Genomic DNA, 17,753 nt, shown 5'->3' with positions numbered 1-17,753 from the left:
CCGAGGGCCGCCGTGGCGGCAGTGAAATGTTTGCGTGTCATGTCCGGATCTCCTGAGTCGGGCGACGTCCGGCCGGGTTCGGCGCAGTCAACGTCTGTCGAAAAGGGGTCGGCCGCCCGAAGGCGGCCGACGACGGAGCGGATTACTCGACGATCTGCACGATCCGCCGGGTGCCGGGATCCACCAGCACCACACGGTCGTTCACGACCGTGTAGCGGTGGCCCTTCGCGCCGTATTCGGCGGGCACGTCGTAGTAGGTGACGCCGCTCGCCGGCAGTTCGGCTCCGACCCGAACCGTCTCGCGGTAGGTGTAGGACGGCCGCTTTTCGCGGACCACGTATTCGCGGAAGCGCGGACGCTCGGCATCCGAGATGCCGCCGACCACTGCGCCCACGCCCGCTCCGACCACCGCCCCGACGGGACCGCCGACGACGGCGCCACCGACCGCACCGGCAGCCGCACCCCCGGCCGCACCGCTCTGCGCGTGAGCGGCCAAGGGAGCCAGCATCATGGCCGCAACGGCGGCAACCTGTCCAATCCGATTCATAGCCTTACCTCCAGAATTCAAGCCGACTAAGGCAGCTTTGAACGAGCTTCACGCCGTCAAGGTTCCAACGAAAGTGGGCGGCGCTGAGGAGGGATTGGACCAGGCGATTTGAATGCTGTGTGAACGGGATCAGCTTGCTTAGGTTAATCTAGCGTATTTTTGGAGAAGAGCAGAGGCTTACTGCCAAGCTCGCCGCAGTAAAGCCCAGACGGGGCGAGTTGGCCGCAAGCTGACGCAGGGCGGTGAACAGTGCCTGGGCTGGGGCCGCTGGGCAGAATCATGCCGACGATCCGCCCCAGGCGGGGTCGGACAGGATCTCGAACTGGTGCTGTCCGAGCCGTGGCGCGGCCTGCCCGGCCAGCATCGGCTCGCCGTCGATCACGATCGGGCCCCGCAGCGTCGGCACGCTGCCGCCCTCCGCCTCCGGCTCGGGCAGGTGGGTGACCATGCGGCGGTGCAGGACGTGCGGATCAGCGAAGACGTCCGGCAGCGTGTTGATCGGCCCGGCCGGCATCACCTCGCGCTCAAAGGCGGCCAGCAGGTCGGCTTTCGGCCAGCGAGAGGTCTCCGCCGCGATCAGCCCCACCAGCGCGTCCCGGTGGGCGACCCGGGCCGGGTTGGTCGCATAGGCGGGGTCCTCGGCCCAGGCCGTGCCCAGCACCCGGCACAGCCGCCGGAACTGGCCGTCATTGCCGCAGGCCACGATGACGTGGCCGTCCGCCGTCGGGAACACCTGGTAGGGCACGATGGAGGTGTGGGCGTTGCCGGTGCGGGGCGGCGGCGCGCCGGTGAGAAGGTGGACCATGGCCTGGTTGCCCATCACGGCGATCTGGGTGTCCAGCAGCGCCATGTCGATGTGGCAGCCCCGCCCGGTCCGCTCCCGGCCCTGGAGCGCGGCCAGCACGGCATTGCTGGCGTAGAGGCCGGTGAACACGTCGGCGAAGGCAACCGCGGTCTTCAAGGGCTCCCCGTCCGGCTCCCCGGTCAGGGACATGATCCCGCTCATGCCCTGGATCATGAAATCGTAGCCGCCCCGGTGGGCGTAGGGGCCGGTCTGGCCGAACCCGGTCACGGAGCAATAGATGAGGCGCGGGTTGAGGGCCGACAGGCTCGGGTAGTCGAGCCCGTACTTGCGGAGGCCGCCGACCTTGAAGTTCTCGACCAGGATGTCGGCATGGGCTGCCAGGCGCCGCACGGTGTCCTGCCCGTCCGGGCTGTCGATGTCGATCTCGACCGAGCGCTTGCCCCGGTTGGTGGAGTGGAAATAGCCGGCGGAGAGCGTGCCGCCGTCCCGACCCTCCACAAAGGGCGGACCCCAGGACCGCGTGTCGTCGCCCACGCCCGGCCGCTCGACCTTGACCACGTCGGCGCCGAGATCGGCGAGAAGCTGCCCGCACCAGGGGCCCGCCAGAATGCGGGCGAGTTCCAGGACCCGGATGCCGGCGAGCGGGCGCGTGTCAGGTGTCGGCATCGTCCGGATCGTCTCCCTGGGGGCCGTGCAGGGCGTAGCCCAGGAGTTGCATGACGAACAAGGTCACGCCGTAGATCTCGAGCGAGCGCCTGCCGCAGAACCGGAGCATCCTGGCCGCCCGGGCCGGGGAGGGGCCCCGGATCTCGGCCCGGCGGAACTGCCAGAGCAGCGCCGCGAGGCTGCCGGTCAGCCCCGCCAAGACGGTGCTCTGCAGGGCGGCGAAGCCGTAATCCTGGCGCTCCGTCGCCCAATAGGCGACCCCGGCGGTGACGGCGACCGCGAGCGCGGCGAGGGTGCCGGCCCGGCCGGGCGGCTCGTCGAGGCGCTGCCGCTGCGCCAGCCCGAACAGCGCCCACAGCCAGCCTTCCGCGCCGTATTCCAGAAACGGTGCCAGAACCGGGATCAGCCCGACCAGGAGCCCGGCCGCCAGCACGAGCGCGGCGGGCCGGCTGGCCAGCGCTTCGGCATGCGGGCGCGCCGCCCGCAGCAGCGCGAAGCTCAGCAGCAGATTGAGCTGCATGTCGGCCGTGGAACGGTTCGACACGAAGTCGAGCGCGGTCAGGGCGAAGCCGAGCGCGAACCAGGTCCAGGGCACGTCCCGGCCCCGTCCGAAGCCGATCAGGAAGAAGAAGACCGGCGCCGCGGCGCGCCCGAACACCCGCCACCATTCCTGCTCCGGCAGCAGGAACAGCCCGATGTGGTCGACGATGACGAAGGCCAGCCCCGCCGCCTTGAGCAGGTCGGTCGTGGTGACGGGGAGCCGGGCGAGATTCTGCCCGGCCCGCCCGGCCCCGGTCGACATGCGGCCTAGAAGAAGGCCTGCAGCCCGGTGATCGCCCGGCCCAGGATCAGGGCGTGGACGTCGTGGGTGCCCTCGTAGGTGTTGACCGTCTCGAGGTTCTGCGCGTGCCGCATCACGTGGTACTCGCCCATGATGCCGTTGCCGCCGTGCATGTCGCGGGCCACGCGGGCGATGTCGAGCGCCTTGCCGCAATTGTTGCGCTTCACGATGGAGATCATCTCCGGGCTCATCCGGCCCTCATCGAACAGCCGGCCGACCCGCAGCGAGGCCTGGAGGCCGAGCGCGATCTCGGTTTCCATGTCGGCGAGCTTTTTCTGGACCAGCTGCGTTTGAGCGAGGGGGCGGTTGAACTGCCGGCGATCCAGCACGTATTGGCGGGCCCTGTGAAAGCAATCCTCGGCGGCGCCCATGGCGCCCCAGGAGATGCCGTAGCGGGCCCGGTTAAGGCAACCGAAGGGGCCCTTGAGGCCGGACACGTTCGGCAGCAGCGCGTCCTCGCCAACCTCGACGTCGTCCATCACGATCTCGCCCGTGATCGAGGCACGCAGCGACAGCTTGCCGCCGATCTTCGGCGCCGACAGCCCCTTCATGCCCTTGTCCAGAACGAAGCCCCGGATGGCGTCGCCATGCGCGGCCGACTTCGCCCACACCACGAACACGTCGGCCAGCGGCGCGTTCGAGATCCAGGTCTTCGCGCCGTTCAGGCGGTAGCCGCCGGCCGTCTTCTCGGCTCGGGTCTTCATGCCGCCGGGATCGGACCCGGCATCCGGCTCCGTCAGGCCGAAACAGCCGACCCACTCGCCGGAGGCGAGCTTGGGCAGGTACTTCTTGCGCTGGCTCTCGTCGCCATAGGCGTAGATCGGGTACATCACGAGCGACGACTGCACGCTCATCATGGAGCGATAGCCGCTGTCGACGCGCTCCACCTCGCGGGCGACAAGGCCGTAGGCCACGTAGCCGGCGCCGGCTCCGCCATATTCCTCCGGCACCGTGACTCCCAGGAGGCCGAGCTCCCCCATCTCGTTGAAGATGGAGCGGTCGGTCTTTTCGTGCTGGTAGGCCTCGACGATCCGGGGAAGCAGCTTCTCCTGCGCATAGGCGCGGGCGCTGTCGCGGATCATGCGCTCGTCGTCGGTGAGCTGATCCTCGAGCAGGAACGGGTCGTCCCAGCGGAACGCGGAGGTGGCGGACGTCGCGGTGGGCTGGCTGTTCTGCAAGGCTTGGCTCATCGGTGCTCCCTGTCGCTGGAGGGCCGGGGTGGCGGACTCAGCGGTCGCGGCTGCTGCCCTGTCCTTATCACCCGACCCTCGCGACGGTCGACCGCACCCGCTGGTTTTGATTTTCAGGGCCGGCTGTGGTATTGAAGATACGCGCCGCCCGTTCACCGGACCGACCGGGCCGAATCTGGACGATCAGCCTGCACGCCTATTCACGCCGTCTCACGCCTCGTGGGGCGCGGTGACGTGTCTGCTGTTTCCAGGTGGAGCGATCCGGGCCTCGGCCCGGGTCCGGCGTATCAGCCCGGCAGCCCGACCGGGGGTCAATCCGCCCGCCTCGTCGCGGGCGCAAGACGGAAGGCTTGTCTCGCATGTCCACCGCGAAGAAGTCAGCTCATCGCCAAGGGTACAAGGTTGGCGAGTCTGTCGTCTACCCAGCCCACGGCGTCGGCCGGATCACCGCGATCGAAGAGCAGGAGATCGCCGGATTCAAGCTCGAGCTGTTCGTGGTGTCGTTCGACAAGGACAAGATGGTGCTGCGGGTGCCGACCGCGAAGGCCGCGACCGTGGGCATGCGCAAGCTGGCCGAGCCGGACGGCATGCAGAAGGCCCTCGAGGTGCTGACCGGGCGCGCCCGCATCAAGCGCACCATGTGGTCCCGCCGGGCGCAGGAATACGAGGCCAAGATCAATTCCGGCGATCTCATCGCGGTGGCCGAGGTGGTGCGCGACCTGCACCGGGCCGAGTCGCAGCCGGAGCAGTCCTACAGCGAGCGTCAGCTCTATGAGGCAGCGCTGGACCGCGTGGTGCGCGAGCTCGCCCATGTCAACAAGATCACCGACACCGAGGCCACCAAGCTGATCGAGGCGAACCTCGCCAAGTCGCCGAAGCGGACCCGGGCGGCCGAGGGCGATGCCGAGGCCGAGGCCGACCTGCAGGACGAAGCCGCCTGAGACGGCCGGCACCGGCCGCCCCAGCGGGCGGCCTCGGCGGCCCGTCCGGGCCGCACCCTGGAGCCCGGTCCGTCAGACCGGGCTTCGTCATGTCTGGGCCCTGCCGCTTCAGGGGCGGGCGGGGCCGGCCTGGCGCCATTCGAGCATCTCGGCGGCCGTGATCTCGAGGGTCGGGGCGCGGCGGATCTCGACCACGCCCCGCACCCGCACCAGGCGCCCGCGCAGCGCCTCAGGGCTGATCCCGTCGCGCTTCATCGCGGCCCAGAGCCGGCGCGGCACCGTTGCGGCAAAATCGCGCGAAAAGTCGCGGCCGAAATTGAGGTAGGTCCGGTCTCGCCGTTCGCCGACGCTCCTGATCCGGCCTTCGACCACGGCAAACCGCCCGTCCAGCGCCTTCAGGCCCTCCGGGTCGCCGGCCGCCACCGGAAAGCCGGCCGGGCCCCAGAGGCCGATGCGCCGGGCGCGCGCCTGCGCCTCCGCGGCCAGGAGGGCGGGGCGGCAGAGCCTGTCCCGCTCGCCCGCATCGACGGCCGCCCATCCTTCGGCGACCAGGAATTCGGCGATGTCCAGTGTCGCGCCTCTGCCCTCCACGAGGTCCAGCGCCGCCGGCACGCGGTTCCACCGGTCGGGCGGGCCGGCGCGCCGCACCGTGACCGCGAGCCCGCCGAGCGTGTCGAGCCAGGATCGCAACCGTCTCCCGGTTTCGCCCCGCTCCGGCTCCGCTAGCCGGAGGTCGGCGAGGCGGATCCGCGTCCCCGATCCGAGCAGGATCTCACCCCCGGCCTCGTGACGCAGGATCCGGTCGGACGAGGCCTCGCCGAAACAGTCCCGCCCAGACGGCGGGGCGGTGCGGTCCTGGGCCAGGAGGGGCCCGCCGACGAGCAGCGCAAGGGCGGTCAGGGCAGGCCAGCCGCACAGCCGCATCTCCGCCTTCCCGCCCCGGTTCCACGACCAGCCTAGCGTGCCGCCTCGGGTTCTGTCCTGGCCAATCCGCCCCAGGTCGGCCCGTGGTTGGGGCGGGCGAAGGCGCGACCGACGGTTGGTTGGCCCTCGCTTGCCATCGCGCCGGTTCTCGGCCATGCACCTCGCGTTGAGCGAGACAGCCTCGAAGCCGGTGCCGCCCGATCCAGGGTTCGATGCGCCCCCGACAGATGCGGAGCGGACAGGCCGAACCGTCCGGGCTCACCTTGCCCTGTTCACGGTGGCGCTGGTCCTCCCGGCGCTCCTGTTCACGGCCTTCATGCTCGGACAGTTCGCTGCCACCGAGCGCAAGCGGCTCGAAAGCGAAGCCAGCGACATCGCCCACACGGTCGCGGTCGCGGTGGATCGCGACCTGACCGGGCTCTTCGCCTCGCTGGACGTCCTGTCCACCTCCGCGCACCTGCAGAACGGCGATTTCGCCGGGTTCTACAACCAGGCCGCGGAGCTGCTTCGCCGGCAAGGCATCGTCACGCTGCTGACGGACACGACCGGGCAGCAGCTCGTCAATCTGCGCCTGCCCTGGGGCTCGCCCCTGCCCAAGACCCATGTGAACTGGGACGTGCCGGCGCTGACCCCAGGCCGGCCGGTGGTGACCGACCTCATTGTCGGCCAGGTGACCGGGATCCAGCAGTTCCTGGCCGTTGCCAGCGTCGATCGGAACGGCGCCCCGGCCTATTACCTGCTGTTCAGCGTCCCGGTGGAGCGCCTCCAGCGCATCATCCGGGAGGCCGAGATCCCGCCGAGCTACACCGTGTCCATCGTGGACCGGAAAGGGCTCATCATGGCCCGCTCCACCCGGGCCGAGGAGTTCGTCGGCCGGCCCGCCACGGACGACCTGCAGCGCAACACGGCCGGCCGGCAGGGGACCTGGTCCGGCAGCACCATCGACGGCACGCCGGTCTTCGGCGCCTATGCCCGCTCGAGCCTGTCCGATTTCCGCGTCGCGGCCGGCATCCGGTTCTCCGACCTGAAGACGCCGTTGTGGCGCTCCCTGGGTCTCTTCGGCCTGCTCTTTTCGGCTCTCGTCGCGCTGTCGCTGCTGCTGGCCCTGGTGGTCGGCAAGCGCATCACCGAGCCGATGCGGTCGCTGGCCGCGCAGGCCGCCCGTCTGGGTCGCGGCGCCCCGGTCACGCCGCTGAGCTCCGGCCTGGCGGAGGCGGACGCCGTCAGCCGCGAACTCGCGGCCGCGTCCGCGAGCCTGCGGGAGCGCGAGGCGGATCTGCGCGAGGCCAACAACGAGATCCAGCGCTTCGCCTATATCGTGAGCCACGACCTGCGCTCGCCGCTCGTCAACATCATGGGCTTCACGACGGAGCTCGAAACGCTGCGCCAGGACGTGTTCGAGCGCGTGCAGGAGCTGCGGGCGGCGGTCGGGGCGCCCGAGACGGCCAAGGACGGCGAGCTCGATCGCGACTTCACGGAGGCGATCGGCTTCATCAAGGCCTCCATCAGCAAGATGGACCGCCTGATCAACGCGATCCTCCGGCTCTCGCGCGAGGGGCGGCGCGACTTCCGGCCCGAGCGGGTGGACATGGAGGCACTGGTGGCCAGCATCCAGGCGAGCCTGGCGCACCAAGCCGACCGGGCCGGGGCCACCGTCACGGCCGGCCGCCTGCCGGCTCTCATCAGCGATCGGCTCGCGCTTGAGCAGATCTTCTCCAACCTTGTCGACAACGCACTGAAGTACCTCCGGGCCGGCGTGCCGGGCCGGATCGAGATCTCCGGGCGTGCGAACGGCGCGATGGTGGTTTATGAGGTGCGTGACAACGGCCGGGGCATCGACCCCAACGATGTCGGCCGGGTGTTCGACCTGTTCCGGCGCTCGGGCGTTCAGGACCGGCCCGGCGAAGGGATCGGCCTCGCTCATGTCCGCACGCTGGTGCGCCGTCTGGGCGGAACCATCGGCTTGACGTCGGTTCTGGGCCGGGGTTCGACATTCACGGTGTCTCTGCCGCGGCGCTGGATCGGCGAGAAGCAAGGGAAGGCAGCATGACGATGCCGGTCACCATCATCATGGTCGAGGACGACGACGGGCATGCCCGCCTCATCGAGAAGAACATCCGGCGGGCCGGCGTCACGAACGAGATCCTGGCCTTTCGCGATGGGACCAGCGCGGTCGACTTCTTCCTCGGCGAGGACCGCAGCGGCATCGTCAACGCCGGGCGGGCCATGCTGGTGCTGTTGGATCTCAATCTCCCGGACATGACGGGCATCAGTATTCTCAAGATCATCAAGGAAAACGAGCACCTGAAGCGCACCCCCGTGGTGGTGCTCACCACGACCGACGACCAGGGCGAGATCCAGCGCTGCTACGATCTCGGCTGCAACGTCTACATCACGAAGCCGGTCAATTATGAGGGGTTCTCCAACGCCATCCGGCAGCTCGGGCTCTTCTTCTCGGTGATCCAGGTTCCGGACGCGGCATGACCGAAACGCCGCTCCGGCTCCTCTATATCGACGACGATCCGGGCCTCGCGCGGCTGGTGCAGCGGGGCCTCGGCCGGCGCGGCTATGTGGTGGAGACGGCCGGCGACGGCCCGAGCGGGCTGGCGCGCCTGCGGGTGGAAACTTTCGACGTGGTCGCGCTCGACCATTACATGCCGGGCCAGGACGGCCTCGCCACCCTGGCCCAGATCCGGGCGCTGACCGACCCGCCGGCCGTCGTCTATGTCACGGGCACGCAGGAGAGCGCGGTGGCGGTCGCCGCCCTGAAGGCGGGCGCGTCGGATTATGTCGTCAAGACCGTCGAAGGCGAGTTCATCGCCCTGCTGGCCGCCGCGATCGAGCAGTCGCTCCAGGGCGTCCGGCTGCGCCGCGCCAAGGACGCGGCGGAGGCGGAGGTCCGGGCGGCCCGGGACCGGTTCGAGGCGCTCGCGGCCGAGCGGGCCGTGCTGATCCGGGAGGTGAACCACCGGGTCGGCAACTCGCTGCAGATCATTGCCGCGCTGCTGCACCTGCAATCCTCCGCCTCGACCAGCCAGGAGGTCAAAACCGCGCTCGCCGGGGCCAACCGGCGCGTCATGGCCGTGGCCCAGGTGCATCGCCGCCTGTACACCTCGGACGACGTGCAATCCGTGGCGCTGGACCAGTATCTCGACGCGCTCGTGTCGGACCTGCGCGGATCGAGCGAAGACGGCGTCGCGAACCAGCTTTCGCTCGAAGCCGAGCCGGTCGAGGTCGACCCCGACAAGGCCGTCGCGGTCGGCGTGGTGGTGACGGAACTCGTGCTGAACGCCGTCAAATACGCCTACCCGGACGGCAAGGGGCCGATCCGCGTCAAACTCGCGGCCGCCAATGGCACCCGCGTCATGCTCAGTGTCGAGGACGACGGCGTGGGCCGCGGCCCGGTCGAGCCCGACCGGGCGGGCGCGGGGCTCGGCCGCATGATCGTCAAGGCCATGGCGACCAAGCTCAGCGCCGATTGGGCTCAGGACGAGACCCATGCGGGCATGCGGGTGACGCTCAGCTTCGACCGCCGGCTCGCCCAGCCCAACGCCGCCTAGCCGCGGACCCCGCCTCAGGATCACCGATGACCGACAGCCTGCCCAACGCCCATGTGCGCGCCGAGGTGCTGGTCCAGGCGCTGCCGCACATGCAGCGCTACGACCAGCAGATCGTGGTGATCAAATATGGCGGCCACGCCATGGGCGACCGCGACGCGGCCGAGAACTTCGCCGAGGACATCGTCCTGCTCGAACAGAGCGGCGTGAAGCCCATCGTGGTTCACGGCGGCGGGCCGCAGATCGGCCGCATGCTGGACAAGCTCGGCATCCAGTCCGCCTTCGCGGGCGGCCTTCGCATCACCGACGAGGCGACGGTCGAGGTGGTCGAGATGGTGCTGGCCGGCTCCATCAACAAGCAGATCGTCGGCTGGATCGGAGCGGAGGGCGGCCGCGCCGTCGGCCTTTCCGGCAAGGACGGCATGATGGTGCGGGCCCGCAAGGCCGCCCGCACGGTGCTCGACCCAGCCTCGCAGACCGAGCGGGAGGTCGATCTCGGCCTTGTCGGCGAGCCGGACGCGGTGGACCGGTCGGTGCTCGACGCCGTGCTGAAGGCCGAGCTGATCCCGGTTCTGGCCCCCATCGCGGCCGGCGCCGACGGCCAGACCTACAACGTCAATGCGGACACCTTCGCGGGCGCCATCGCGGGCGCCATGGGGGCGAAGCGGCTCCTGCTGCTGACGGACGTTCCGGGTGTGCTCGACAAGAACAAGAACCTCCTGCCGGAGCTGACGGTGGAGCAGTGCCGCGAGCTGATCGCGGACGGCACCATCACGGCCGGCATGATCCCCAAGATCGAGACCTGCATCTATGCCATCGAGCGCGGGGTGGAGGCGGTGGTGATCCTGGACGGCAAGGTGCCGCATGCGGTGCTGCTGGAGCTGTTCACCGATTACGGCGCCGGCACGCTCATCCGGCGCTGACCGCAGCGGGCCGGAGCGGGCCGGGTCCCGCGCGGGGCGGCTTGACCGGGCCTGCCGGTCGGTCATGCTCCGGGGGGCAACGACGCCCAGCCGAGGTGCCCTCGTGCGACCCCTCCCGCCCCCCTCCCGTCTCGCCCTGGCGAGCCTCGTGTGCATGGCCTGGGCGGCTCCCGCCCAGGCTCAGGAGGTCGACCTCCTGGACTTCTTCTCGGGCCGCCTCACCGGGTCTGGGGAGTTCCGGGCCCTGGATGGAAACAACCGCACCATCCAGGCCACCTACCGGGGCGTGGTCAGCGGCGGCATTCTGACGCTGACGTCCAACCTCGTCTTCTCGGACGGCGAGAAGCAGACGGTGGCCTGGACCTTCACCCGCAACCCGGCCGGCGGCTACGTGGCGCGGCGGCGCGAGGTGGACGGCCCGGTGAACGTGGCCACGAGCGGCAACCGCTTCTCGATGTCCTACCAGGCAACGGTGAAGGCCAAGGACGGCCAGACCTACAAGCTCAGCTTCGACGAGACCTATACGCGCACAGGCCCCCGCACCTTGAGCAACTCCACTCAGGTCACCTATTTCCTGCTGCCGCTCGGGACCAGTTCCATGACCATCACCAAGGCCGCCAATTGAGCGGCTGCGCCCGATCCGCATCCCTGACCGACGCAGCTCCGCCCCACTCGTCGGTCCCGCCCGCCCGCCATTTCGACAGGGTCGACACCAGGGTGTTCGACCTCGCCAACACGCTCTACCCGCACGAGGCGCAGGTCTGGCCGCAGATCGACCTCCGGATCACGGTCTACATCATGGACCTGTTCGGGCTGGACGGCCTCTCGGCCCGCGCCCTGCAGAAGTTCTTCTACCATCAGCACGGCACCACCTTGCGGGCGCTGATGGACCAGTACGGGGTCGACCCGACCGACTACATGGATTTCTGCCACGACATCGACCATTCCGCGATCGAGCTGAACCCGCTGCTCGGGGCCGCCATCGAGCGCCTTCCGGGTCGCAAGCTGATCCTGACCAACGGCTCGGCCCGGCACGCCCAGTCCATCGCCATGAAGCTCGGCATCTTCGACCATTTCGAGGACGTGTTCGACATCGCGGCCGCCGATTACGTCCCGAAGCCGGACCGGCGCACCTATGAGCGTTTTCTCGACCGGCACGGGGTCGACCCCACCCGGGCTGCGCTGTTTGAGGACATCAGCGCCAACCTCCTGGTGCCGCACCAACTCGGCATGACCACCTGCCTCGTGGTCCCGAAGACGCCCGATCCCTTCCGCGACGCGATCGAGCAGGCGGTGATCGTGGCGCCCCACGTGGACCACGTCACGAGCGACCTCGCGGGCTTTCTGGAGCAGTGCCTCCGGGCGGCCAGTGAGGGGGCCGAACCGGCGCCGCGCGCCGCGACGCGCTGACGCCGGAGGCGGCTTCTGCTGGCGCCCCGCCCGCGAGCCGCTATGGTCGCGCCCCCATCGGCGGAGCACCTCATGTCTCTCACCGTCGCGGTCCAGATGGACCCGATCCAGCACATCCGCATCGCGGGCGACACCACCTTCGCGCTGCTGCTCGAAGCCGCCCGGCGCGGCCACCGCCTCCTCCATTACACGCCCGATCGCCTCTCCATGCGGGACGGCCGCGTCGTGGCGGCAGTCGAGACTCTGTCCGTGCAGGATGTCGAGGGCAGCCACGCGGCCCTCGGCGCGCCCGAGCGCATGGATCTGGCGGAATGCGACGTGATCCTGATGCGGCAGGACCCGCCCTTCGACATCGCCTACATCACGGCGACGCATCTGCTGGAGCGTCTGCACCCGAAGACGCTGGTGGTGAACGACCCGGCCTCGGTCCGCAACGCGCCCGAGAAGATCTTCGTCACCCACTTCCCGCAGCTCATGCCTCCCACCCTCATCACGCGGGACAAGAGCGAGATCGAGGCCTTTCGGCGCGAGTTCGGTGAGATCGTCATGAAGCCGCTGCACGGCCATGGCGGCGCGGCCGTGGTCCGTATCCTGCCGAAGGACCCGAATTTCGGCTCCCTGTTCGACCTCTTCTCCGTCACCTTCCGGGAGCCCTGGGTGGTGCAGCGCTACCTTCCGCGCATCACGGAGGGCGACAAGCGCATCATCCTGGTGGAAGGCGAGCCGCTGGGCGCCGTGAACCGGGTGCCGGCCGAAAACGACCTCCGATCGAACATGGTGCGGGGCGGGGCCGCCAACGCCACGGAACTGAGCGAGCGCGAGCGCGAGATCTGCGCGACCATCGGCCCGGAACTGAAGGCCCGTGGCCTGATCCTGGTCGGGATCGACGTGATCGACGGCACCCTGCCGGAGATCAACGTCACGTCGCCGACGGGGATCCGGGCGATCCGCAAGGTCGGCGGGCCGGACATCTCGGTCGTGGCCTGGGATGCGATCGAGGCCCGGCTCGGGCGCTGACGGGCCCGTCCCGGCAACCCGAGCCGGCCGGGTGCCGGCTCGGAGGCGTCCCGCTGAGGCGCGCCGGCCTCCCGGTTCAGCCGGTCAGGATCCGACCTGGGCGCTCAACCCGCCATCCACCGCCAGGCTGACGCCGGTGACGTAGCCCGCCTCGTCGGACGCAAGGAACAGCGCCGCATTGGCGACGTCCCAGGCGGTGCCCATGCGGCCGGTCGGGCAGGCCGCGTCGCGCGCCCGCACCATCGCGTCCGCATCGGCATACTGGCCGGAAATCTGCTGGAAGATCAGCGGCGTGTTCATCAGGCCGGGCATGATCGCGTTTACCCGGATGCCCTTGGCGGCATATTGCAGCGCGAGCCCGACCGTGAACTGGTTCACGGCGGCCTTGGCCGCGTAATAGCCGATATACGGGTAGCCGATGAACCGCACCGCGGCGATCGACGACACGTTGACGATCGCGCCGGAGCCCCGCTCCAGCATGTGCGGCAGAACGTGCTTGCAGGTCAGAAAGCAGCTCGTCAGGTTGAGATCGAGCGTCTTGCGCCAGGTCGCCTCGTCGAGCTCGATGGGGCCGCCCATCTGGGCATAGCCGACGTTGTTGTGCAGCACGTCGATGCGGCCGTGCCGTCCGATCACGTCCCGGACCACGGCCGCGATGGTGTCGGACCGGGTCACGTCGCAGGAGGCGGGTTCGGCCGCTCCGCCCTCGGCGGTGATCAGCCCAACCGTTTCGGCCGCCGCTGCCGGGTTGATGTCGATGCAGACCACCGTCGCACCCTGCCGGGCGAACGTGACCGCGGTGGCCTTGCCGTTGCCCCATCCGGGCCCCGCCGACCCCGCCCCGAACACCAGCACCACCTTGCCGGCGAGACGCGTCCCGCGTTGCGCTTCTTGCACCATCCTGCCCTCCCGCGCGGGTCTTTCGCCCGCGTTCCGCTTATAGTCGGCAGGCGCGCGAACAAGCGAGGGCGGCATGGCCGAGGTCTGGATCGAGGCGGCGCTGAACGGCCCCTGGGGGCGCGAGCGCCAACCCGGCATCCCGATCACGGTCGAGGAGATCGTGCAGGACGGGCTCGCGGCCGCGGCGGCCGGCGCGGCCATCGTCCACGTCCATGCCTATGATCCGGCGACCGGCCGGCAACGCGACGAGTGGGAGATCTACGCCCGCATCATCGAGGGCATCCGGGCGAGGTGCGACGCCATCGTGTACCCGACCGTCCCGCTGGCCGGCTCCGGTTATGCCGGGGCCGCCGTGCGGCGCTACGGCCATGTCGAGGAGCTCGCCCGCCGCGGCCTGATCGAATGGGCGGTGCTGGACCCGGGTTCCGTCACCTTCGCCCGGTTCGACGAGCTCCGCGACGGCGAGAGCGGGTTCACCTACCTGAACAGCATGGCCGATATCCGGGACGGGCTCGGCGTGCTGGCCCGCTACCGCGTGCGGCCCGGCTACGCCGTCTACGAGCCCGGCTTCACGCGGCTCGGCGCCGCCCTGGCGGAGCTCCATCCTGACCTGCCGCAGCCGATCTATCGCTTCATGTTCTCGGACGAGTTCGCCTGGGGCTTTCCGCCGCGGCCCGCCTTCCTCGAGGCGCATCTGGCGCTGTTGGCGGAGGCTGCGCCGGGCGCCTCCTGGATGGCGGCCGGGCTCGGCGTCGACATCCTGCCCTTGGCCGAGGCCGCCGTGGCGCGCGGCGGCCACCTGCGGGTCGGCCTCGAGGACGCGCCCTGGGGCTCGGCCAGAGGCAACGAGGCCTGGGTGGCGGAGGCGGCCCGACGAATCGTGGCGGCGGGCGGCGCGGTGGCAGGCCCGCAAGCTGTCAGGCGGAGCCTCGCCCCGGCCGGCTGAGGCGGCTCAGGCGACTTCGAAGATCGAGCGCAGGAGATGCAGCTGCTGGGTCGCCGGGCTTGGCGAGGGCTGCAGGGCCGCCTCGGAGGCGGTGGCCATCAGCCGGTCCAGATGCCGGATGCGGGCATGGAGGCGAAGCGACAGCGCGACGAGCTCGCGGATGCGCTCGGGCAGGGCGGCGAAGACGGCCTCAGGGGAGGCCTGCTCCTGGGCCGCGAGCTTGACCCGCTCCTTTTCCCGGAGGGCCTGGGCGGCCGTGATCTCGCCCTCCGCCACCGCCCGCTGCACCAGCAGCCATGAGGCGATCTGCATGAGCCGGGTGGTGAGCCGCATGCTCTCGCTCGCATAGGCGAGCGCGGCCGAGCGGTTCAGCTTGTCGGATTCCGTGCGGCCGTCGCCATCGAGATAGCAGGCCGTCTCCTCGACCAGCGACATGCCCTCGCGGAACAGTGTCTTGAAGGCTTCGGATTTGACGAAGCTGGCTCCGAACGGGAACGCGACGGCTCCCTCGCGCCCGCTGGCAGCGAAGTGCGGCGCACGTTCGACCTCTCTTAACATCCAGACTCCCCCGGTCCGCCGCGTCCCAATCGGGACCAGGCTCAGGCGAACGGCCCCAGGGAGCAATCTTAGCGCCGCTCAGGAAGCCTCGGGCCGTTAACTCCTGATCAAGGTTAACGTGCCAGCCCGGACAGGAAAAAGCCGCCCTCGCGGGCGGCTGAAGTGGTCAACAGGGAGGCATCAAACAGAGTGGCGGGCCACTCGACATCCAGAAACCTGGACGAGTTCCGTTATGACCCGGAAACCCTAACATACGGTAAAGGTCACTCCGACTCTGCCCCGAATGGACACAGGCCGTGTCAGGATGTGAAGAAGGCGCCGGCGGCTTCCCGGGAGGCCAGCTTGCGGCGCGACTCGGCTTTCAGCCGTTCGATCTCCTGCTCGAGCAGCCGCACACGCTCGCCGAGCTCGTCCACCGAGATGGCGTCGAGGTCCTGGCCGATCTCGTGGGCGAGCCTCCGTTTGGGCCTCGCGTCCGTCTCGTCGCGGTCCATGGGCACTCCCTCCGGGCGTTTGCGCGGCCGGGGCCGCTCGCCTATATAACCTGCTTTCCACGACGATCGGGAAGACGGCGCTCCGGAGGGTCCGTGCCGGAGCACAGGCAAGATGCGGCCCGTGCCCTGCCGTCGACCCTCAGGAGTTGAACGATGTCGCAGGCCCCGCTCATGCCGAAGGCGACTGCTGTCTGGCTGGTGGAGAACACCTCCCTGACCTTTGAGCAGATCGCCGAATTCTGCCACCTGCATCCGCTCGAGGTGAAGGGCATCGCCGACGGCGAAGTGGCCCAGGGAATCAAGGGCGCAGATCCGATCGGCACCGGTCAGCTTTCGCGTGAGGAGATCGACCGGGCGCAGGCGGACAATTCCTACCGGCTCAAGATGTCCGTCTCCAAGGTCAAGCTGCCGGAGATGAAGAGCGTCAAGCGCGGTGCCCGTTACACGCCGGTCTCGCGCCGCCACGACCGCCCCAACGCCATTCTGTGGCTCCTGCGCAACCACCCGGAGCTCAAGGACGCGCAGATCATGCGCCTCGTTGGCACCACGAAGGCGACCATCGCCCAGATCCGCGAACGTACGCACTGGAACTCGGCCAGCCTGCAGCCGATGGACCCGGTGACGCTCGGCCTCTGCTCGCAGATCGATCTCGATTTCGAAGTGCAGCGCGCCGCCAAGGACCGCCCGCAGGCCGACGCCGATCCCGGCCAGACCCTGCTGCCGGCCGAGCTCACCACGGCGCCGACGGCCCCGTCCGGGCCGACCTTCGCCGACATGGGCAAGCCGAAGCCCGCGCCCGAGGATCGGATCGATGTCGAATCCGTCTTCGGCAAGCTGAAGACCCTGAAACGCGCCGACGCCGAGGACTAGGGTCATGCAGCTCCGTCCGCTCGGCCGCTCCGCGCTGCGGGTCCCGCCGCTCTCGTTCGGGTGCAACGTCTTCGGCTGGACCGTGGACGAGCGGACCTCCTTCGAGCTGCTCGACCGCTGCCTCGACGAGGGCCTCACCTTCCTGGACACCGCGGACGTCTATTCGCGGTGGGCGCCCGGGCACCAGGGCGGCGAGTCGGAGGAGATCATCGGCCGCTGGATGAAGAGCCGCGGCTGCCGCGACCGCATTGTGCTGGCGACCAAGGTCGGCATGGACATGGGTGACGGCAAGGTCGGGCTGAAGCCGGCCTATATCCGGCAGGCGGTCGAGGCGTCGCTGCGCCGGCTCCAGACCGACTGCATTGACCTCTATCAGGCCCACAAGGACGACCCGGACACGCCTCAGCTCGACACGCTGCGGGCCTTCGCCGACCTGATCCGCGACGGCAAGGTGCGGGTGATCGGGGCGTCCAACTTTTCCGCGGAACGGCTGCAGGAGGCGACGGACCTCGCCAGCTCCTACGGCCTGCCCCGCTACGAGAGCCTGCAGCCGGAATACAACCTGTACGAGCGGGCGGGCTACGAGGGCGGTCTGGAACAGGTCTGCCGGGCCGAGACCATCGGCGTCATCACCTTCTTCTCGCTCGCCGCCGGGTTTCTGACCGGCAAGTACCGGTCTGAGGCGGATCTCGGGAAGAGCCCGCGCGGGGCTCGCTCCATCCCGAAATACCTGAACGAGCGCGGGATGCGGATTCTGGCGGCCCTGGACGGCGTGGCGGCCGGGCACGGTACGGAGCCGGCCGCGGTGGCGCTGGCCTGGCTGATGGCCAAGCCGACCGTGACCGCACCGATCGCCAGCGCCACCACGTCCGACCAGCTTACCACGCTGGTCGCGGCCACCCGGCTCAAGCTCTCGGCCGATGAGGTCACGGCGCTGGATCAGGCCAGCGCCTGATCGCACAGCCCGGCCGGTCTGGGACCGAGGCCGGGTGCGTGTGTCCGCGTGGGACGGGGCGCCTTAGCTGTCCATCTTCAGGGCGGCGATGAAGGCTTCCTGCGGGATATCGACCCGGCCGAACTGGCGCATGCGCTTCTTGCCCTCCTTCTGCTTGTCGAGGAGCTTGCGCTTGCGGGTGGCGTCGCCGCCGTAGCACTTGGCGGTCA

At 69.6% G+C, this 17,753-nt stretch carries 20 protein-coding genes; 11 read left to right on the top strand and 9 right to left on the bottom strand.

The genetic code is table 11. The features are described from left to right. Positions 1-142: 142 nt before the first annotated feature. The 4 genes from JWR86_RS00135 to JWR86_RS00120 all read right to left on the bottom strand — a co-directional run bounded on the left by JWR86_RS00135 (position 143) and on the right by JWR86_RS00120 (position 4,049). Positions 143-547 (bottom strand): DUF1236 domain-containing protein, encoded by a 405-nt coding sequence (locus JWR86_RS00135; RefSeq protein WP_299558963.1) that lies wholly within the window; start codon positions 545-547, stop codon positions 143-145. Between the two features lie 277 nt (positions 548-824). Next, complete coding sequence (locus JWR86_RS00130; protein ID WP_299558960.1) at positions 825-2,018, bottom strand: CaiB/BaiF CoA-transferase family protein; 1,194 nt, start codon at positions 2,016-2,018, stop codon at positions 825-827. Beyond that, a complete protein-coding gene (locus JWR86_RS00125; protein WP_299558957.1) occupies positions 2,005-2,820 on the bottom strand; it encodes a TraX family protein in 816 nt (271 codons plus the stop codon). The genes JWR86_RS00130 and JWR86_RS00125 overlap by 14 nt, the downstream gene beginning before the upstream one ends. 5 nt (positions 2,821-2,825) lie before the next feature. After that, complete coding sequence (locus JWR86_RS00120; RefSeq protein WP_299558954.1) at positions 2,826-4,049, bottom strand: acyl-CoA dehydrogenase; 1,224 nt, start codon at positions 4,047-4,049, stop codon at positions 2,826-2,828. 359 nt (positions 4,050-4,408) lie between these two features. Between JWR86_RS00120 and JWR86_RS00115 the strand changes: the two genes are divergently transcribed. Further along, positions 4,409-4,990, top strand: a complete 582-nt coding sequence (locus tag JWR86_RS00115) for a CarD family transcriptional regulator (protein WP_299558951.1) — start codon at positions 4,409-4,411, stop codon at positions 4,988-4,990. Between the two features lie 108 nt (positions 4,991-5,098). On the opposite strand, the gene JWR86_RS00110 is transcribed toward JWR86_RS00115, so the two are convergent. Next, positions 5,099-5,914 carry a hypothetical protein gene (locus JWR86_RS00110; protein WP_299558949.1) on the bottom strand — a complete coding sequence of 272 codons (816 nt, stop codon included), beginning with the start codon at positions 5,912-5,914 and terminating at the stop codon, positions 5,099-5,101. A 166-nt stretch (positions 5,915-6,080) separates the two neighbouring features. Between JWR86_RS00110 and JWR86_RS00105 the strand changes: the two genes are divergently transcribed. The 7 genes from JWR86_RS00105 (at position 6,081) to gshB (ending at position 12,821) form a co-directional block, all read left to right on the top strand. Next, the gene (locus tag JWR86_RS00105; RefSeq protein ID WP_299558946.1) at positions 6,081-7,964 is read left to right on the top strand and encodes a sensor histidine kinase; all 1,884 of its coding nucleotides are present in this window, start codon (positions 6,081-6,083) and stop codon (positions 7,962-7,964) included. Continuing rightward, positions 7,961-8,398, top strand: coding sequence for a response regulator (locus JWR86_RS00100; RefSeq protein ID WP_299558943.1), 438 nt, complete (start codon positions 7,961-7,963; stop codon positions 8,396-8,398). The genes JWR86_RS00105 and JWR86_RS00100 overlap by 4 nt, the downstream gene beginning before the upstream one ends. Beyond that, on the top strand, positions 8,395-9,474 hold the full coding sequence (locus JWR86_RS00095) for a histidine kinase dimerization/phosphoacceptor domain -containing protein (RefSeq protein ID WP_299558940.1): 1,080 nt from the start codon (positions 8,395-8,397) through the stop codon (positions 9,472-9,474). Before JWR86_RS00100 ends, JWR86_RS00095 begins: the two co-directional genes overlap by 4 nt. A 26-nt stretch (positions 9,475-9,500) precedes the next feature. Further along, on the top strand, positions 9,501-10,394 hold the full coding sequence (gene argB, locus JWR86_RS00090) for an acetylglutamate kinase (protein WP_299558937.1): 894 nt from the start codon (positions 9,501-9,503) through the stop codon (positions 10,392-10,394). Positions 10,395-10,497: 103 nt separating this feature from the next. After that, complete coding sequence (locus tag JWR86_RS00085) at positions 10,498-11,019, top strand: DUF3833 family protein (RefSeq protein ID WP_299558934.1); 522 nt, start codon at positions 10,498-10,500, stop codon at positions 11,017-11,019. Between the two features lie 92 nt (positions 11,020-11,111). Then, the gene (locus tag JWR86_RS00080; protein ID WP_366914511.1) at positions 11,112-11,804 is read left to right on the top strand and encodes a pyrimidine 5'-nucleotidase; all 693 of its coding nucleotides are present in this window, start codon (positions 11,112-11,114) and stop codon (positions 11,802-11,804) included. 72 nt (positions 11,805-11,876) lie between these two features. Beyond that, the gene (gene gshB, locus JWR86_RS00075; protein ID WP_299558931.1) at positions 11,877-12,821 is read left to right on the top strand and encodes a glutathione synthase; all 945 of its coding nucleotides are present in this window, start codon (positions 11,877-11,879) and stop codon (positions 12,819-12,821) included. Positions 12,822-12,905: 84 nt separating this feature from the next. On the opposite strand, the gene JWR86_RS00070 is transcribed toward gshB, so the two are convergent. Further along, positions 12,906-13,721: an SDR family NAD(P)-dependent oxidoreductase gene (locus JWR86_RS00070; RefSeq protein WP_299558928.1), complete on the bottom strand. Its 816-nt coding sequence runs from the start codon at positions 13,719-13,721 to the stop codon at positions 12,906-12,908. A 73-nt stretch (positions 13,722-13,794) separates the two neighbouring features. Between JWR86_RS00070 and JWR86_RS00065 the strand changes: the two genes are divergently transcribed. Then, entirely contained in the window at positions 13,795-14,667 is an 873-nt protein-coding gene (locus JWR86_RS00065; protein WP_299558925.1) for a 3-keto-5-aminohexanoate cleavage protein, read from the top strand. A 6-nt stretch (positions 14,668-14,673) separates the two neighbouring features. On the opposite strand, the gene JWR86_RS00060 is transcribed toward JWR86_RS00065, so the two are convergent. Both JWR86_RS00060 and JWR86_RS00055 read right to left on the bottom strand, forming a co-directional pair. Then, the gene (locus tag JWR86_RS00060) at positions 14,674-15,225 is read right to left on the bottom strand and encodes a DUF1465 family protein (protein ID WP_299558922.1); all 552 of its coding nucleotides are present in this window, start codon (positions 15,223-15,225) and stop codon (positions 14,674-14,676) included. A 299-nt stretch (positions 15,226-15,524) separates the two neighbouring features. After that, positions 15,525-15,719 (bottom strand): DUF1192 domain-containing protein, encoded by a 195-nt coding sequence (locus JWR86_RS00055; protein ID WP_299558919.1) that lies wholly within the window; start codon positions 15,717-15,719, stop codon positions 15,525-15,527. A gap of 153 nt (positions 15,720-15,872) precedes the next feature. Here JWR86_RS00055 and JWR86_RS00050 point away from each other — a divergent pair, with 153 nt between their 5' ends. Both JWR86_RS00050 and JWR86_RS00045 read left to right on the top strand, forming a co-directional pair. Further along, positions 15,873-16,589 carry a cell cycle transcriptional regulator TrcR gene (locus JWR86_RS00050; protein WP_299558916.1) on the top strand — a complete coding sequence of 239 codons (717 nt, stop codon included), beginning with the start codon at positions 15,873-15,875 and terminating at the stop codon, positions 16,587-16,589. A gap of 4 nt (positions 16,590-16,593) precedes the next feature. Next, positions 16,594-17,544, top strand: coding sequence for an aldo/keto reductase (locus tag JWR86_RS00045; RefSeq protein ID WP_299558914.1), 951 nt, complete (start codon positions 16,594-16,596; stop codon positions 17,542-17,544). 63 nt (positions 17,545-17,607) lie between these two features. On the opposite strand, the gene JWR86_RS00040 is transcribed toward JWR86_RS00045, so the two are convergent. Further along, positions 17,608-17,753, bottom strand: a 146-nt coding sequence (locus tag JWR86_RS00040; RefSeq protein ID WP_299558966.1) for a hypothetical protein, incomplete at its 5' end; no start/stop codon positions are given.

It is taken from the genome of Enterovirga sp. (assembly GCF_028290205.1).
Classification (GTDB): Bacteria; Pseudomonadota; Alphaproteobacteria; order Rhizobiales; family Beijerinckiaceae; genus Enterovirga.
This window is presented reverse-complemented; position numbering and strand designations above follow the sequence as displayed.

Excerpts from the sequence above, each read along its gene's own strand:
- JWR86_RS00110 (WP_299558949.1), bottom strand. The coding sequence starts at position 5,914 with ATGCGGCTGTGCGGCTGGCCTGCCCTGACCGCCCTTGCGCTGCTCGTC.
- JWR86_RS00130 (WP_299558960.1), bottom strand. The coding sequence starts at position 2,018 with ATGCCGACACCTGACACGCGCCCGCTCGCCGGCATCCGGGTCCTGGAA.
- JWR86_RS00065 (WP_299558925.1), top strand. The coding sequence starts at position 13,795 with ATGGCCGAGGTCTGGATCGAGGCGGCGCTGAACGGCCCCTGGGGGCGC.
- gshB (WP_299558931.1), top strand. The coding sequence starts at position 11,877 with ATGTCTCTCACCGTCGCGGTCCAGATGGACCCGATCCAGCACATCCGC.
- JWR86_RS00070 (WP_299558928.1), bottom strand. The coding sequence starts at position 13,721 with ATGGTGCAAGAAGCGCAACGCGGGACGCGTCTCGCCGGCAAGGTGGTG.
- argB (WP_299558937.1), top strand. The coding sequence starts at position 9,501 with ATGACCGACAGCCTGCCCAACGCCCATGTGCGCGCCGAGGTGCTGGTC.
- JWR86_RS00125 (WP_299558957.1), bottom strand. The coding sequence starts at position 2,820 with ATGTCGACCGGGGCCGGGCGGGCCGGGCAGAATCTCGCCCGGCTCCCC.
- JWR86_RS00045 (WP_299558914.1), top strand. The coding sequence starts at position 16,594 with ATGCAGCTCCGTCCGCTCGGCCGCTCCGCGCTGCGGGTCCCGCCGCTC.
- JWR86_RS00115 (WP_299558951.1), top strand. The coding sequence starts at position 4,409 with ATGTCCACCGCGAAGAAGTCAGCTCATCGCCAAGGGTACAAGGTTGGC.
- JWR86_RS00120 (WP_299558954.1), bottom strand. The coding sequence starts at position 4,049 with ATGAGCCAAGCCTTGCAGAACAGCCAGCCCACCGCGACGTCCGCCACC.
- JWR86_RS00135 (WP_299558963.1), bottom strand. The coding sequence starts at position 547 with ATGAATCGGATTGGACAGGTTGCCGCCGTTGCGGCCATGATGCTGGCT.
- JWR86_RS00100 (WP_299558943.1), top strand. The coding sequence starts at position 7,961 with ATGACGATGCCGGTCACCATCATCATGGTCGAGGACGACGACGGGCAT.
- JWR86_RS00050 (WP_299558916.1), top strand. The coding sequence starts at position 15,873 with ATGTCGCAGGCCCCGCTCATGCCGAAGGCGACTGCTGTCTGGCTGGTG.
- JWR86_RS00095 (WP_299558940.1), top strand. The coding sequence starts at position 8,395 with ATGACCGAAACGCCGCTCCGGCTCCTCTATATCGACGACGATCCGGGC.
- JWR86_RS00055 (WP_299558919.1), bottom strand. The coding sequence starts at position 15,719 with ATGGACCGCGACGAGACGGACGCGAGGCCCAAACGGAGGCTCGCCCAC.
- JWR86_RS00060 (WP_299558922.1), bottom strand. The coding sequence starts at position 15,225 with ATGTTAAGAGAGGTCGAACGTGCGCCGCACTTCGCTGCCAGCGGGCGC.